The sequence below is a fragment of the Veillonella sp. Ser01 genome (assembly GCF_053850375.1).
Window position 1 is genome coordinate 377,138 of sequence record NZ_JBSPUA010000001.1, and the last position, 15,631, is coordinate 392,768.

Here is a 15,631-nt window from a genome sequence, read left to right on the forward strand (position 1 = left end):
GATTAGCACTCGACTACTTAGAGTGCTAATGAATTGTAAATAATAACTAGTAAATAAGGAGTGACATCATATGTTAAAACCATTAGCTGACCGCGTTCTTATCCGTTTAGAAGCAAAAGAAGAAAAAACTAAAAGTGGTATTTTCCTTCCTGATACAGCAAAAGAAAAACCTCAAGAAGGCGTAGTAGTAGCTGTAGGTGCTGGTAAAGTTTATGACAATGGTCAACGTGTAGCTCCAGAAGTTAAAGTTGGCGATACTGTTATGTTCGCAAAATATGCTGGTAGCGAATTAGAAATCGATGGCGCTACTCATTTGATCATTAGCGAACGCGATATCTTAGCAGTATTATAATAGCTAATATATCTGTATAGGGCTAAACATACTATTGATACATTCTATACTGCCTACGGGCATATACATTCCCTTACATTAGATACTGTTATTATCTAGGAGGTAATACATATGGCAAAAGAAATCTTGTTTAATGAAGAAGCTCGTCGCGCTTTAGGTCGTGGCGTTGATCAATTGGCAAACGCTGTAAAAGTTACATTGGGACCAAAAGGTCGTAATGTTGTATTGGATAAAAAATTCGGTTCCCCAACAATCACAAATGATGGTGTAACTATTGCTCGTGATATCGAACTTCCAGATCCATTTGAAAACATGGGCGCTCAATTAGTTAAAGAAGTTGCTACTAAAACTAACGACGTAGCAGGTGATGGTACTACTACTGCAACAGTATTGGCACAAGCTATGATCCAAGAAGGTATGCGCAACGTAGCAGCTGGTGCTAACCCAATGATCTTGAAAAAAGGTATTGAAACAGCAGTTAAAACTTTGGTTGAAGAAATTAAAAAACGTTCTATTAAAGTTTCTGGTAAAGCTGAAATCGCTCAAGTTGCAAGTGTATCCGCTGCAGACGAAGAAATCGGTGGCTTAATTGCTGAAGCTATGGAAAAAGTAGGTAACGACGGCGTTATCACTGTAGAAGAATCCAAAGGCTTGCAAACTGCATTAAACGTAGTAGAAGGTATGCAATTTGACCGTGGTTACATTTCCCCATACATGGTAACTGATCCTGACCGTATGGAAGCTGTAATGGATAATCCATACATCTTGATTACTGACCGTAAAATTAGTGCTATCGCTGATATGTTGCCAACACTTGAAAAAGTGGTAAAAGTAGGTAAAGAACTTCTTATCATCGCTGAAGATGTAGAAGGTGAAGCTTTGGCTACATTGGTAGTGAACCGCTTGCGTGGTACTTTCAAAGCTGTAGCTGTAAAAGCTCCTGGCTTCGGTGACCGTCGTAAAGCTATGCTTGAAGATATTGCTATTTTGACTGGTGGTACTGTAATTACAGAAGATATGGGCCGCAAACTTGATTCTGTAGAACTTACAGATCTTGGTACAGCTCGTCAAGTTCGCATCACTAAAGATGAAACTACAATCATCGATGGTGTAGGCGATAAAGACGTAATTGCTAAACGTGTAAGCCAAATCCGTGCACAAGTAGAAGAAACAACTTCCGAATTCGACCGTGAAAAATTACAAGAACGTCTTGCAAAATTATCCGGTGGTGTTGCAGTTATCGAAGTAGGTGCTGCTACAGAAGTTGAAATGAAAGATAAAAAACTTCGTATCGAAGACGCATTGAACGCAACTCGTGCTGCTGTTGAAGAAGGTATCGTAGCTGGTGGTGGAACTACATTTATAGATATCATCCCTGCATTGAACACATTGGAAGAAACTGGCGACGTTCAAACTGGTATCAACCTTGTAAAACGTGCAGTAGAAGAACCACTTCGTCAAATCGCTTACAATGCTGGTCTTGAAGGTTCCGTTGTAGTAGAAAAAGTTAAAAATACGGAAGCTGGTGTTGGTTTCAACGCATTGACTGAAGAATATATCGACATGGTTAAAGCTGGTATTGTGGACCCTGCTAAAGTAACACGTTCTGCACTTCAAAATGCTGCATCTATTGCATCTCTTGTATTGACTACTGAAACAATCGTAGCTGATAAAGTAGAAGAAAATGCTGCAGCACCTGCAATGCCTCCAATGGGTGGCATGGGCGGTATGATGTAATCAACTGCTTAGCGCATAATCTATAAGATTTAGAATAATCCTAATGAATTGGGAACTATATGTTCACTTTTTCATTAGGATTATTTTTGTATTTAAGAAGATTATTCCTGTTAGTTTACAATATATATGGTACAAATATTATAGATACTACTAATAGTATAGATAGTATATGAGTATTCTTGACGATTAAATATTTGAATCAGAATAGTATGTGAGGTTTATCAAATCGATAAAATTGATTTTGTATACAACATATGTTATAATTCTATAGAATTTAATATTGAGTCTAGTTTGACATGGTAGTTTTTCTCCTCTATAATAACGATATCGAATTATTTCGATTTTTATTTTGATTTGAAAGAAGGATTACTATGTTAAGCTTTATTTTTAAAAGTAAACCTAATTATGTTAATTTTGGCCTCTTAATTTACCGTTTGGCACTTGGTATTTCCATGTTTTATCATGGTTATCTAAAATGGTTAAGTGGTTCTGAAGGCCTTTATAAAGTTGGAGCTATGTTGGCTCCATTAGGCGTACCTGGTGGGTATGAAATATTAGGTACTATGGCATCTTGTGCTGAAATGATTGGTGGTATCCTTATTGTTTTAGGCCTATTCACTAGAATTGGATCTCTTATGCTCATCGGTACATTAGCTATGGCAACAACTTTGAGTATTAACGGTAGTTTCTTTAGTTGGGATTACCCATCTCAAATGGGCTTCGGTGCTCTTATGTTGTTCTTCGGTGGCGCAGGCCGCTATAGCCTTGATAAAGCTTTATTTAAATAATAATTAGGATAATAGACTCATCGTTTGATGGGTCTTTTATTTGTATAGCGAGGTTATTATGAATACAAAAACAGTTCCGTTTACAGCTGAACAATTGGAAAATATTATTGCCCAATACCCAACACCATTTCATATTTATGATGAAGAAGGTATCATTGAAAATATGAAAGCATTCATCAATGCATTTTCTTGGAATAAAGAGTTCAAACAATATTTTGCTGTAAAAGCAACTCCTAATCCATATATTATGCGTGTATTACAAAAGCTTGGTGTAGGTGCCGATTGTTCTTCCTTAGCAGAGTTAATGCTATGTGAAAAAGTGGGCATTACAGGTCATGATATTATGTTCACATCTAATGACACACCATATGTGGAATATAAAAAAGCACTTGAATTAGGTGCTATCATCAACCTTGATGATATTACTCATATTGAATATTTGGAAAAAAATCATGGTTCTTTGCCTGATACATTCTGCGTACGTTATAACCCAGGCTCCTTAAAAGAAGGGGGCAATACAATTATCGGCCTTCCTGAAGAAGCTAAATATGGTATGACACGTGAACAGATTCTTGAAGCTTATAAACAATTGCAAGCTAAAGGTGTAAAACACTTTGGTATCCATACAATGGTTGTATCTAACGAGCTTGATATTGATGGCTTAGTTGGTACTGCTGAACTTTGCTTCAATCTAGCAGTAGATATTAAAAATGAACTAGGCATCAATGTTGAGTTTATCGACCTTGGTGGTGGTGTAGGTGTTGCTTATAAACCAGAACAAACACCTGTAGATTTCAATGCACTTAGTAAAGGTGTAGAAGAGGCCTATAATAGAATTCTAGTAGCTAATGGCCTTGGTGATGTAGCATTGGCTTATGAATGTGGCCGTATGGTTACAGGTCCATTTGGTTACTTAGTTTCTACAGCAATTCACAAAAAGGATATTTACCGTCACTACATCGGTTTAGATTCCTGTATGGCAAACCTTATGCGACCAGCATTATATGGTTCTTACCACCATATTACTGTAATGGGTAAAGAAAATGCACCTAAGGATCACGTGTACGATGTAACTGGTTCTTTATGTGAAAACAATGATAAATTTGCTATTCAACGTGAGTTGCCAAAAATCGATATTGGTGATCGTATCATCATTCATGATGCTGGTGCGCATGGTCACTCCATGGGCTTCAACTATAATGGTAAATTGCGCTCTGCTGAGTTGTTATTACATAAAGACGGTTCTGTTACACAAATTCGTCGTGCTGAAACATATGATGATTTGTTTGGCACCCTCGATTTCTCTAACCTATAATTTAATATTGAGAATCGAATAGGATGAGAATGAATATTAATAAAAACCTATCAATATATGTAATATATGATATTCTTTTAATTCCTGTATATTTTAGTAGGAATATCTTGCTATCATTTAGATAAGAATGTATAATGATTATAGATTGTTATGCACATACTTGCTAAGTTGGCGAGAATTACGGCGGTATTCACGTTAGTGCGTACCGCCTTTTTATATGTGTCAATATATACGTTTTACATATAATGCTTGTATGTTTCTTATTAATACATACATTATGAGAAGGAGTGAACATTTTGGCTGAATTACTTCAGATAAAAGATTTAAAGGTATCCGTTGAAGGTAAACAAATCTTAAAAGGTATCAACTTAACAATTAATAAAGGTGAAATCCATGTTGTAATGGGGACAAATGGTGCAGGTAAATCTACACTTGCCAATGCTATTATGGGTAACACTACATATACTGTAGATAGCGGCTCTATTGTTTTTGATGGTAAAGATATTACGGAAGATGCAGTAAATGATCGTGCGAAAGCAGGTATTTTTATGTCCTTCCAAAATCCAATTTCTATTCCTGGCATTACAGTAGAAAACTTCATCCGTACTGCGAAATCTACAATTACTGGTGAAAATGTACGTGCTTTATCTTTCAAAAAAGAATTGAAAGAAAAAATGGATGAATTATCCTTCGATGTATCTTATGCACAACGTTATGTAAATGAAGGGTTCTCCGGTGGTGAACGCAAGAAAAATGAAATTCTTCAAATGTCCATTTTAAATCCTAAATTGGCTATTCTTGATGAAACAGACTCCGGCCTTGACGTAGATGCGGTTCGTATCGTATCTGAAGGTGTACAACGTTTCCACAACGAAGAAAATGCTGTATTGATCATCACTCACCACAACCAAATCTTGCAAAAATTAAAACCTGATTTCGTTCATATATTGATCAATGGTAAGATCGTTAAAACTGGTGATGCTTCTCTTGTACGTGAAATCGAAGAAAAAGGTTACGACGCATACAAAGCATTAGCATAGGAGGCACAATGGAAGAAAGAAAGAAAACCCAAGTCGCGGATATGGACCGTGGTGTCTACGATATTAAGAATGACTTTGAATATTCTTATATTTCTGATGCTGGTTTAACAGAAGATATTATCCGTGAAATTTGGTCTAATAAAAATGAACCTGAATGGATGCTTGACTTCCGTTTGAAATCTTTAGAAATCTATAATCGCATGGGTATTCCAAATTGGATTCCTGATATTTCTGGCTTAGATATGGCAAATATCCATACTTATGTTAAGCCAAAAGTAGATATGAAAGAAAACTGGGACGAAGTTCCAGAAGAAATTAAAAGTACTTTTGACCGCTTAGGTATTCCAGAAGCGGAAAAAACATCTCTTGCAGGTGTTGGTGCTCAATATGACTCTGAAGTTGTATATCACAGTATCCAAGAAGATCTTGTTAAACAAGGCGTTATCTATACTGATATCGAAACTGCACTTCATGAGCATGAAGAAATCGTAAAAAAATACTGGATGACATTGATTCCACCTACAGATCATAAATGGGCTGCTCTTCATGGTGCCGTTTGGTCTGGTGGTTCCTTCGTATATGTTCCAGCAGGCGTACAAGTAGAGATTCCATTGCAATCCTATTTCCGCTTGAATGCACCAGGTGCTGGTCAGTTTGAGCATACTATGATCATCGTAGAAGAAGGGGCTAAATTGCACTTCATCGAAGGTTGTTCTGCTCCTAAATATGACGTATCTAACCTTCATGCCGGTGCCGTTGAATTGTTTGTAAAGGATAATGCTACATTGCGTTATTCTACAATTGAAAACTGGTCCAAAAACATGTACAACCTTAACACAAAACGTTGTGTAGTTGGTAAAGGTGGTACTATTGAGTGGGTATCTGGTTCCTTCGGTTCTAAAGTATCTTGCTTATATCCAATGAGTATCCTTAATGGTGAAGGTGCACATGCTGAATTCACAGGTGTAACATTTGCTGGCGAAGGACAATTCCTTGATACTGGTTGTAAGGTAGTTCATAATGCTCCTTATACAACTAGTAATGTAAACTCTAAATCTATTTCCAAATCCGGTGGTGCTGCTATTTATCGTGGTCTTTTGAAAATTGGCCCTAAAGCAGAACATTCCAAAGCGACTGTATCTTGTGAATCCTTGATGCTTGATGCAGAGTCTCAATCTGATACAATTCCAGCTATTATCGTAGAAAACGATAATGTGGATTTAGGTCATGAAGCTAAAATCGGTCGTATTTCAGATGAAGCGATTTTCTATCTCATGACACGTGGTATTAGCGAAGAAGAAGCTCGTGCAATGCTCGTTCGTGGTTTCGTTGAGCCAATCTCCAAAGAATTACCACTTGAGTATGCTGTAGAAATGAACAATCTAATCAATCTTGAATTAGAAGGTTCTATCGGTTAAGGAGGAATTATGAGCGAATTACTATTTAATGAACTCCCTAGACCGACATTCAGATGGTTGCGTGTTAACCATACTGTAAGCTCTCTAGCTGGAGAAGATACATCTGTACAATCCATCGCTGTAGAAGCGAATCAAAATATACTTTCACCATTGCCTACAGGAACAGCACTGTTAGATGTTAAATATGAAGGTGCTAATAAGGATGCTGTTCAAGCGTTGGTAGATAATGCAGAAGGTTATGCTATCAATGTTCCTGCTAAGGCAAAGGAAGTTGTAGGCATCCGCATTGATGCTAATGCACGCGTAGCTAACCGTTTTCAATTCATCGTTGGTGAAGGGGCAGAGCTAGAGGTACAATTCTATGTAACTGGTTCTGGGGAAGCTTTAACAAATGTTAGCTATCTAAATGAATACGATGTAAAAGAAGGCGGTAAAGTTGTAGTTAAAAAGGTAAATCTTTTACCTGAACATGTACAACATATCGAACATCGTTATACAAAATTGGAAGATAAAGCAGATGTAGAATACATCAATATTGAACTTGGTGGTAGCGAAAATATTTTGAACTACTATCATGATTTAGTTGGTCAAGAATCTCGTATGGTTCATGATATTGCTTATCTTGGCAACAAAGAGCAAAAATTTGATATCTCCATGGTTATGAGTCATGGTGGTAAAAAATCCTTCAGTGATATTCATACATTAGGTGCTCTTAGTGGCAATTCTAAAAAATCTTTCCGTGGTACTCTTGATTTCCTTCATGGTGCAACAGCTTCTGAAGGTGCGGAAGAAGATACTTGCTTATTGTTAGATCCAACTGTAAAATCTGTTTCTTTACCTCTATTATTGTGTAAAGAAGATAATGTAGTGGGTAATCATGCAGCGAGTGCAGGCCAAATTGATCATAATAAATTGTTCTATATCATGAGCCGTGGCTTTAGTGAAGTAGAAGCAAAACATATCATTGTAGAATCTATGATTCGACCTATTATTGATCGCATTGGTGATGAAACGGTTGAAGAAGCAGCGTTAGCAGCTGTACGTAATAAAATTTAAAGAGGCGTTTTTATGAGACCAATTGCAGAAGCATACAAAGACTTTCCTATACTACATAAAGAGCATAATGGGCACCGCGTTATCTATTTAGATAGCGGTGCTACTGCACAAATTCCACAATCCGTAATTGATCGTGTTGTGGAACATATGACACAACGTAATGGTAATCCACATCGTGGCTCTCATATTTTAGCTATTGAAGCGTCTGAAGACTATGAAAATGCACGTGATCGGGTAGTTGAATTTATCAATGCTCGTGAACGTGAAGAAGTTGTATTTACACGTAATAGTACAGAATCTATGAACTTGATTGCTCATAGCTATGGTCTTCATAATGTGAAGAAAGGTGACAAGATTGTCATTACTGTTGCGGAACATCATGCCAATCTTGTAACATGGCAATATGTAGCAGAACAAACAGGGGCAACCTTAGAATATATGTACCTTGATGAACATGGGCATTTAAAAGATGGTGAAATCAATAAAATTGATGAGAACACTAAAATTGTAGCCTTTGCTCATGTTAGTAACGTGCTTGGTATGGAATTCCCTGTAAAGGAATTAACTGAAAAAGCGCATTCCGTAGGTGCTGTAGTAGTTCTCGATGGTGCTCAATCTACACCTCATAAAAAAATTGATGTCCAAGAATTAGATTGTGATTTCTTCGTATTCTCTGGTCATAAAATGTGTGCATCTCAAGGTATTGGTGTACTTTATGGTAAACGTGAGTTATTAGAGGCTATGCCACCTTTCCTATTGGGCGGGGATATGATTGAATATGTAAAAGAACAAACTGCTACATTCAATGAGCTTCCATATAAGTTCGAAGCAGGTACACCAAATGCTGATGGTGCCGTTTCCTTGCATGCGGCAATTGATTATTTAGAATCTTTTGGCATGGATGCTATTGAGGCTTATGAGGAGGAACTAGTAGCATATATTCTTCCTAAAATTGTTGCATTGCCACATGTTCACGTGATTGGCTCCCAAAATCCTAAGGAAAAACATGGTGTAATCGCGTTCACTGTAGATGATGTACATCCTCATGATGTAGCTACAATTTTGGACTCTAAAGGCATTTGTGTTCGTTCTGGACACCATTGTGCACAACCATTAGGTGCATTCTACAATGTATCTGCATCTACTCGTCTAAGCATGTACTTATATACTCGTAAGGAAGATTTAGATGCATTCCTAGAAGTATTGAAGACTGTTCGTTCAGTAATGGGTTTTAAAGATTAGGAGATTTACCATCAATGGAAATGGATCAATTATATACGGAACTTATTTTGGAGCATAACCAAGATAAGCGTAATAAACATGAATTAGCTCATTTTACAAATTCTGAGCATGGCCATAACCCAAGTTGCGGTGATGATCTAACGTTACAACTCAATGTGGAAGATGGCATAATTAAAGATGCTGCTTATACAGGCTCTGGCTGTGCTATTAGCCAAGCATCTGCATCTATGATGATTGATATTATTAAGGGGAAATCTGTTGAGGAAGCTCTTCGTTTGGTAGAAATTTTCTTAGGTATGATCAAAAAAGAAATTACCGATGAAAATGAGTTAGAAGAATTAGAAGATGCTATGGCATTGCAAAATATTTCTAACATGCCAGCACGTGTTAAGTGTGCGGTTCTTGCATGGCATACATTAAAAGAGGCTTTAAAGAAATAATATGAAGAAAACAATATTATTTGATTTAGATGGAACTTTAACAGATTCTCAAGAAGGTATTCTTAAAAGTATTAAATTTGCATTGGAACATTTTGGCTATGATGTTCCTGATGAAGAAACATTGCAATTATTTTTAGGACCACCATTAGTAGATGCTTTTCAAGAGCATTGTGGCATGACCTTTGAGCAAGCGGAAGAAACGTACTTTAAATTCCGCGAACGATATGGTACAATCGGTAAATTTGAAAATCAAGTGTATCCGAATATTGTAGACTTGTTGGCTAAATGCAAAACAGAACAATATACTATTGCCGTTGCTACTGCAAAGCCTGAGCATTATGCTAAGGATATTTTAGATCACTTTGAATTAACACCTTACTTTGATGTAATTGTGGGGGCTAATTATGAAAGTGGTTTATTACATAAAAAAGAGATTCTCGAAAAAGCTCTTAAACTTTGCGGCAATCCTTTAACTGATGAAAATGGTCGTCGTTTGGCCTTTATGGTAGGCGATCGCAAGTATGATGTAGAGGCAGCTAACGAACTTGGTTGTATTTCTATCGGCGTTACTTATGGTTATGGTACAGAAGCTGAACTAAAAGAAGCCGATGCAGAATACATCTGTGATGATGTTGATGAAATTGCTGATGTTCTCGATCTTGAAGAAATGATGGTTCGTAGATAAGCAGCTATTATAAATAAAATATTAACCTTAAAAAGGCTAGAGGGATTTCCTCTAGCCTTTCTGTATCTATCTAATAAAAGGACTAACCAATAAGGTTAGTCCTTTGTACTATTTTTTTAGGCCGCTTTTTTTAGCTAATGTTTTGATAACCTTAGCACTTTGTTTTTTCAATTTGCCGCCTGTTTGTTTGAGTTGAATACGTGTACGAGAAACACGACCAAGTGTAGTAATCTTTGTTTTACGACGTGGCTTCATATCGCGTTCGTTACCAAAGTCGCCACGTTGTACACTTGTTGCTTTTACCTTTTCTGCTCTGAAAGATTTACGCAACGCTTTCATAATTAATGTGAGCGGTAGGGATTGCTCAAAAGAATACAAATCAACAGCCACATAACCTAGCGCAGGATACGTGTGCAATGTAAAGTGAAAGCCTGGTGCAACAGATAGAAGGGCGATCTCCTCGTCCATAACTTGACAACTGATTTCATCAACATCAAGATCAGCTAAATCAAATGCGGTTGCTACACTTTCTTGTACAGCTGTAGCGGATGAGATTGCATCTTCATCGCAGGAATATAAATCAATTAACAGTTCTTGTCCTAATGCTTCTGCCATAACAACACCTTCTTTCATAAAAATATATCTCATTTATTATACCTATAATTTAAGATTAAGTCCAATTATAGGGGGATGTATTAAAAGGTCAAATGTATAGTATAGAAATTTGACCTTTATATTGACTAAAGTCAAAAAGTCAAATATAATAGATATATGTAAAAAGCAAATAGTCAAAATATATATTAAATAAAATGTTAAAGAGGTGTTTTTTATGAGTATGATAGCTGATAAAATAGAAAAGTTTATATTGGATCGTATGCGTGAAGAACAAGAGAAATTAATTTTAAAGCGTAACGAATTAGCTGATGAATTAGATTGCGCACCATCACAAATTAGTTATGTTCTAAGTACGCGTTTTTCCAATGAGCGTGGGTTTGATGTGGAATCAAGACGTGGCCTAGGTGGATATATTCGAATCACAAAATTAAATCCAGAAAGTTCTGATTCTCTACCAGCTGTAACAACCTATCGTATTTATGAAGGTCAAAATACAATGGATCGTTTAATTGATATAAAAGATGTAGACCAATCATTATTTCAATTACTACAAGCAGAAAAAATTACTCGTCGTGAGGCTCAATTAATGCATAATTCTTTTGCTACATTGATTGAGAATACCGATATTGAACATCGTAATGATGCAATTCGTGAGCTATACGCAACAATGGTGGATACACTACGGAAGGAGTGATGATCAGTGATATGTGATCATTGCCATAAAAATGAAGCTACTATCCATATGACAAATATTGTAAATAATCAGAAGACGGAAGAACATTTATGCAATACTTGTGCTACAGCACTACAACAAGAGGGAAAATTATCTCCCTATAGTTCCTTTATGAATGATATGTGGGATGATAGCTTTTTTACTAATGATTTCTTTAAAAATATGGTCTATCCTGATAATTTATTAAAATCTCATCAATCTAAACGGTGTCCTCAATGTGGTATTACCTATGATGAGTTTAATCGGGTAGGCAAGTTTGGTTGTGATACATGCTATGAAACCTTTGCTAGTGAAATAAAACCGTTATTACAACGTTTGCAAGGTAGTTCTGAATATGAAGGGTCAGTTCCTAGTCATGGTAATAATGTGTTTAAAGCTAAGTATGAAGTTAAACAATTGCGTAATCAATTAGAGACGGCAATTCAAGCAGAGAAATTTGAAGATGCAGCTATTTTAAGGGACAAAATTAAAGAATTGGAAGCCATCATTGGTAGAGATAAAGAGTAGGAGGTTCTTATTATGTTAGATGTTATATTAGACTCTCCTCTAAGTCCTTGGTTACAGCATGATATAGATGCAACTGATCATATTGTTATTTCTAGTCGGATTCGATTAGCAAGAAACTTTGATGGTGTGCTTTTTACAAATCGAAATGATATGTCGTCATTAGAAAAAGTAAATTCTATTTCTAGAAGTTTGCTTAAACCCTTAAAAGACGTAGATGGACATCAATATTCCAATATTAACCTAGAGCAATTAAGTCAAGGTGAGCGGGCTGTATTAGTAGAGAAACACTTAATGAGCCCTGCTCTTGAAGAAAAATTACCATATCGTAACTTGGTTGTATCTGATGATGCATCCATCGTAATTATGGTGAATGAAGAGGATCATTTGCGAATTCAATCTATGGTTTCTGGACTTCAATTGCAACAGGCTTATGACCGTGCAGTGAAAATTGATAAGGCTATCGAGTCAAAGCATCCCTATGCTTTTGATGAACGCTTTGGTTATTTGACGGCATGCCCTACAAATGTGGGAACTGGATTAAGAGCATCTGTAATGCTACATTTGCCAGCCTTGACTATATCTGGAAAAATTACACGCCTCATTCGTAGTATTATTCAGTTGGGCTACTCTGTGCGTGGATTATATGGTGAAGGTTCAGAAGCATTAGGAAATATATATCAAATTTCTAACCAACGTACCATGGGTACTAGTGAAGAAGATACAATAGAACAATTAACAAAGATTGTAGAAGGCATAATTGCAGAAGAGCGAAAATCTCGTCAGTTATTATTACATAATGATAAAGAAGGCTTAGAAGATGTGTTATGGCGCTCTTATGGGGTTCTACAGAATGCACGCCGTGTAAATGGTAAAGAGGCCTTAACAAAGCTTAGTGATATCCAGTTAGGCGTTGACTTAAATATTTTACCTCAATGGGGTAAGGATTCCTTTAATGAGTTGATTGCTATAACTAGACCTAATTTCCTTTCAAAGTATGCAGGAAATGATGATCTAACAGATATTGAGCGTGATAGCTATCGGGCAAAAGTAATACGTCAAAAACTTTCAAAACAACATTAATTTTACAGATAATCAATTGATATTCCAATGGTGTTTCCCACCATTGTTTACATATATTTGAAGAGATACAATTACAATTTACATAGATAGATGAGGTGATATTATGATGCAACGGTTCACAGATGATGCACAGCGAGTCCTTTCTTTAGCACAAGAGGCTGCTTTAGAGCTAGGGCACGACTATGTGGGAACTGAACACGTACTCATCGGCCTTACAAAGGTTAAAAATAGTGTAGCTGCTAAGGCTTTAGAAGAGCTTGGCATAGTTACAGAAAATATTTTTGAAGCTGTAGAGGAGCATGTAGGTCGCGGTAATAAAAAAGCGACCTCTATATACATGACCCCTCGGGTTAAATATATACTTGAACTTGCAGTTCAAATAGCAAACCGCATGAACCATAATTATGTAGGTACTGAGCATATTCTACTAGGCTTACTAAGTGATGGTAGCGGTGTTGCAGCTGCCATATTACAATCTATGGATGTTAGAACTAATGATATAGTAGATGCTATTCGTAATATTCTTGGTTCTAATTCCAAGGGCCATAATGATGGTCAAGAAGGCTCTCATGGAGATGGCGAATTAGGTGATTTATCTGATTTTGCCACAGATCTTAATGAGTCTGCAAAACAAGGTAAAATTGACCCTGTTATTGGTCGCGATACTGAAATTCAACGAGTTATTCAAATTCTAAGCCGTAGGACCAAAAATAATCCTGTTCTCATTGGTGAGCCAGGGGTAGGTAAGACTGCCATTGCTGAAGGTTTGGCGCAGCGTATTGTTACAGGTAATGTACCTGAGATTTTACGGAATAAGAGAATTATTTCCCTTAGTATAGGGGCTATGCTTGCCGGTGCTAAATACCGTGGTGAATTTGAAGAGCGTTTAAAAAAAGCTATCGATGAAGTACAACAACATGATGACATGATTATCTTCATTGATGAAATTCATACTTTAGTTGGTGCCGGTGCAACTGAAGGGGCTATGGATGCGGCTAATATTTTGAAGCCTGCCCTAGCACGTGGTGAGTTCCAAGTTATTGGTGCTACGACACTTGATGAATATAAAAAACACATTGAAAAGGATGCTGCTTTAGAGCGTCGGTTCCAACCTGTTCAAGTAGGAGAACCTAACGAAGAGGATGCTCTTGAAATTCTAAGGGGCTTACGCGATCGATATGAAGCCTTCCATAAGGCTAAAATAACGGATGAAGCATTAAAAGCTGCTGTTACTTTATCTAGTAGATATATTACAGATCGATTTTTGCCGGATAAAGCTATTGATGTAGTGGATGAGGCTGCATCTAAGGTACGTATGGAAGTATTTTCTGCAGCACCTGATGTTAAGGCTCTAGAAGAACGTCTAAAGGTAGTCAAAAACGAGAAAGAAGCAGCCGTTACAGCCCAAGACTTTGAAAAGGCTGCTAAACTACGTGATGAAGAGAAAAGTCTAGTAAAAGACATTGATGATAAAAAATCTGTAGCAAAAGAAGAAAGTGATCAAAAGTTAGTAGTTACGGAAGACGATATAGCAGCAGTAGTGGCGCAGTGGACGGGGATTCCAGTGGCTAAAATAGCAGAAGAAGAATCTGAAACGTTGCTCCATTTGGAAGAAGAACTTCATAAACGGGTAGTAGGTCAAGATGATGCTGTTACTGCTGTAGCTAAAGCTGTGCGCCGTGCAAGGGCTGGATTAAAGGATCCGAAACGTCCTATTGGTTCATTCTTATTCCTAGGTCCAACAGGGGTAGGTAAAACTGAGCTAGCAAGAGCACTTGCATCCTCATTGTTCGGCGATGAATCTGCTATGATTCGACTTGATATGTCTGAATATATGGAAAAACATACTGTTTCCCGTTTAGTTGGGGCGCCTCCAGGCTATGTGGGCTATGAAGAAGGCGGTCAACTAACAGATGCGGTACGTCGTAAACCATATAGTGTTATTCTTCTTGATGAAGTGGAGAAAGCACATGCAGATTTCTTTAATATCCTATTACAAGTTCTTGATGATGGCCGTCTTACAGATAGTCAAGGGAGAACTGTAGATTTTAGAAATACAGTTATCATCATGACGAGTAACTTAGGTGCAAAAGCATTACATAAGAACTCTACAGAATTAGGTTTCTTGGCACCAAAAAAAGCAGAATCTCATTCTAATGATTCTAAAAGAATAGATTTTAAAGAAGCTAAGAAATCTGTTATGGATGCTGTAAAACGTCATTTCAGACCTGAGTTTTTAAATCGTATTGATGAAATGATTGTATTCCAACCATTAACTGAAGAGGACTTACAACAAATTGTCTCTATCTTGATGAGTGATGTTATAAAACGTCTTAAAGAGCGTGAGCTTCAATTAGAAATCACGTCTGAGGCGATGCAATTACTCGTTAAGGAAGGTTCTGATTTTACAATGGGGGCTCGACCACTAAAACGAGCTATTCAACGGTTGATTGAAGACCCTGTATCAGACCTTATTTTGAAAGGAGATGCTACAGAAGGAAAAACTATAAAAGCAGATGTCAAGGATAACGAGATCGTTGTCAGCGTATAGAAAAAATACAAAATATACAGTTAATGACTACCTTTCATATAAATTATATGGGTTAAATGGTATACTATAGAA

15 protein-coding genes are annotated in these 15,631 nt (G+C 36.9%); 14 read left to right on the forward strand and 1 reads right to left on the reverse strand.

All coding sequences use genetic code 11. The annotated features are described in order from the left end of the window. The first annotated feature begins 70 nt into the window (after positions 1-70). From groES to ACWTVK_RS01805, 10 genes are all read left to right on the forward strand, one after another. The gene (gene groES, locus ACWTVK_RS01760; RefSeq protein WP_004696047.1) at positions 71-352 is read left to right on the forward strand and encodes a co-chaperone GroES; all 282 of its coding nucleotides are present in this window, start codon (positions 71-73) and stop codon (positions 350-352) included. A 111-nt stretch (positions 353-463) separates the two neighbouring features. Then, positions 464-2,089, forward strand: coding sequence for a chaperonin GroEL (gene groL, locus ACWTVK_RS01765; RefSeq protein ID WP_024066582.1), 1,626 nt, complete (start codon positions 464-466; stop codon positions 2,087-2,089). Between the two features lie 371 nt (positions 2,090-2,460). Then, positions 2,461-2,877: a DoxX family protein gene (locus tag ACWTVK_RS01770; RefSeq protein WP_456045752.1), complete on the forward strand. Its 417-nt coding sequence runs from the start codon at positions 2,461-2,463 to the stop codon at positions 2,875-2,877. Between the two features lie 58 nt (positions 2,878-2,935). Continuing rightward, positions 2,936-4,192, forward strand: coding sequence for a diaminopimelate decarboxylase family protein (locus tag ACWTVK_RS01775; RefSeq protein WP_456045754.1), 1,257 nt, complete (start codon positions 2,936-2,938; stop codon positions 4,190-4,192). A 296-nt stretch (positions 4,193-4,488) separates the two neighbouring features. Continuing rightward, complete coding sequence (sufC, locus tag ACWTVK_RS01780; protein WP_308522117.1) at positions 4,489-5,232, forward strand: Fe-S cluster assembly ATPase SufC; 744 nt, start codon at positions 4,489-4,491, stop codon at positions 5,230-5,232. An 8-nt stretch (positions 5,233-5,240) separates the two neighbouring features. Continuing rightward, positions 5,241-6,650: a Fe-S cluster assembly protein SufB gene (gene sufB / locus ACWTVK_RS01785; RefSeq protein WP_060924274.1), complete on the forward strand. Its 1,410-nt coding sequence runs from the start codon at positions 5,241-5,243 to the stop codon at positions 6,648-6,650. Between the two features lie 9 nt (positions 6,651-6,659). Further along, positions 6,660-7,706: a SufB/SufD family protein gene (locus ACWTVK_RS01790; protein WP_456045755.1), complete on the forward strand. Its 1,047-nt coding sequence runs from the start codon at positions 6,660-6,662 to the stop codon at positions 7,704-7,706. A gap of 12 nt (positions 7,707-7,718) precedes the next feature. Further along, positions 7,719-8,948, forward strand: a complete 1,230-nt coding sequence (locus ACWTVK_RS01795; RefSeq protein ID WP_060924276.1) for a SufS family cysteine desulfurase — start codon at positions 7,719-7,721, stop codon at positions 8,946-8,948. A 14-nt stretch (positions 8,949-8,962) separates the two neighbouring features. Further along, on the forward strand, positions 8,963-9,388 hold the full coding sequence (gene sufU, locus ACWTVK_RS01800; RefSeq protein WP_024066921.1) for a Fe-S cluster assembly sulfur transfer protein SufU: 426 nt from the start codon (positions 8,963-8,965) through the stop codon (positions 9,386-9,388). Position 9,389: 1 nt separating this feature from the next. After that, positions 9,390-10,073: an HAD hydrolase-like protein gene (locus ACWTVK_RS01805; protein ID WP_105093854.1), complete on the forward strand. Its 684-nt coding sequence runs from the start codon at positions 9,390-9,392 to the stop codon at positions 10,071-10,073. A gap of 108 nt (positions 10,074-10,181) precedes the next feature. Here the strand turns inward: ACWTVK_RS01805 and ACWTVK_RS01810 are convergent, their stop codons facing one another. Then, positions 10,182-10,688 (reverse strand): S-adenosylmethionine decarboxylase family protein, encoded by a 507-nt coding sequence (locus tag ACWTVK_RS01810; protein WP_005386379.1) that lies wholly within the window; start codon positions 10,686-10,688, stop codon positions 10,182-10,184. A 214-nt stretch (positions 10,689-10,902) separates the two neighbouring features. Here ACWTVK_RS01810 and ACWTVK_RS01815 point away from each other — a divergent pair, with 214 nt between their 5' ends. From ACWTVK_RS01815 to ACWTVK_RS01830, 4 genes are all read left to right on the forward strand, one after another. Next, the gene (locus tag ACWTVK_RS01815) at positions 10,903-11,382 is read left to right on the forward strand and encodes a CtsR family transcriptional regulator (RefSeq protein ID WP_456045756.1); all 480 of its coding nucleotides are present in this window, start codon (positions 10,903-10,905) and stop codon (positions 11,380-11,382) included. Between the two features lie 48 nt (positions 11,383-11,430). Next, positions 11,431-11,928 carry a UvrB/UvrC motif-containing protein gene (locus tag ACWTVK_RS01820; protein ID WP_456045757.1) on the forward strand — a complete coding sequence of 166 codons (498 nt, stop codon included), beginning with the start codon at positions 11,431-11,433 and terminating at the stop codon, positions 11,926-11,928. 12 nt (positions 11,929-11,940) lie between these two features. Further along, positions 11,941-13,008, forward strand: a complete 1,068-nt coding sequence (locus ACWTVK_RS01825; RefSeq protein WP_456045758.1) for a protein arginine kinase — start codon at positions 11,941-11,943, stop codon at positions 13,006-13,008. A 103-nt stretch (positions 13,009-13,111) separates the two neighbouring features. Further along, the gene (locus tag ACWTVK_RS01830; protein ID WP_456045759.1) at positions 13,112-15,559 is read left to right on the forward strand and encodes an ATP-dependent Clp protease ATP-binding subunit; all 2,448 of its coding nucleotides are present in this window, start codon (positions 13,112-13,114) and stop codon (positions 15,557-15,559) included. Positions 15,560-15,631: the final 72 nt, after the last annotated feature.

Coding starts and splice junctions, on each gene's coding strand:
- sufB (WP_060924274.1), top strand. CDS start 5,241: ATGGAAGAAAGAAAGAAAACCCAAGTCGCGGATATGGACCGTGGTGTC.
- groL (WP_024066582.1), top strand. CDS start 464: ATGGCAAAAGAAATCTTGTTTAATGAAGAAGCTCGTCGCGCTTTAGGT.
- ACWTVK_RS01795 (WP_060924276.1), top strand. CDS start 7,719: ATGAGACCAATTGCAGAAGCATACAAAGACTTTCCTATACTACATAAA.
- ACWTVK_RS01815 (WP_456045756.1), top strand. CDS start 10,903: ATGAGTATGATAGCTGATAAAATAGAAAAGTTTATATTGGATCGTATG.
- ACWTVK_RS01810 (WP_005386379.1), bottom strand. CDS start 10,688: ATGGCAGAAGCATTAGGACAAGAACTGTTAATTGATTTATATTCCTGC.
- ACWTVK_RS01805 (WP_105093854.1), top strand. CDS start 9,390: ATGAAGAAAACAATATTATTTGATTTAGATGGAACTTTAACAGATTCT.
- ACWTVK_RS01820 (WP_456045757.1), top strand. CDS start 11,431: ATGACAAATATTGTAAATAATCAGAAGACGGAAGAACATTTATGCAAT.
- ACWTVK_RS01770 (WP_456045752.1), top strand. CDS start 2,461: ATGTTAAGCTTTATTTTTAAAAGTAAACCTAATTATGTTAATTTTGGC.
- ACWTVK_RS01825 (WP_456045758.1), top strand. CDS start 11,941: ATGTTAGATGTTATATTAGACTCTCCTCTAAGTCCTTGGTTACAGCAT.
- sufU (WP_024066921.1), top strand. CDS start 8,963: ATGGAAATGGATCAATTATATACGGAACTTATTTTGGAGCATAACCAA.
- ACWTVK_RS01830 (WP_456045759.1), top strand. CDS start 13,112: ATGATGCAACGGTTCACAGATGATGCACAGCGAGTCCTTTCTTTAGCA.
- ACWTVK_RS01790 (WP_456045755.1), top strand. CDS start 6,660: ATGAGCGAATTACTATTTAATGAACTCCCTAGACCGACATTCAGATGG.
- ACWTVK_RS01775 (WP_456045754.1), top strand. CDS start 2,936: ATGAATACAAAAACAGTTCCGTTTACAGCTGAACAATTGGAAAATATT.
- groES (WP_004696047.1), top strand. CDS start 71: ATGTTAAAACCATTAGCTGACCGCGTTCTTATCCGTTTAGAAGCAAAA.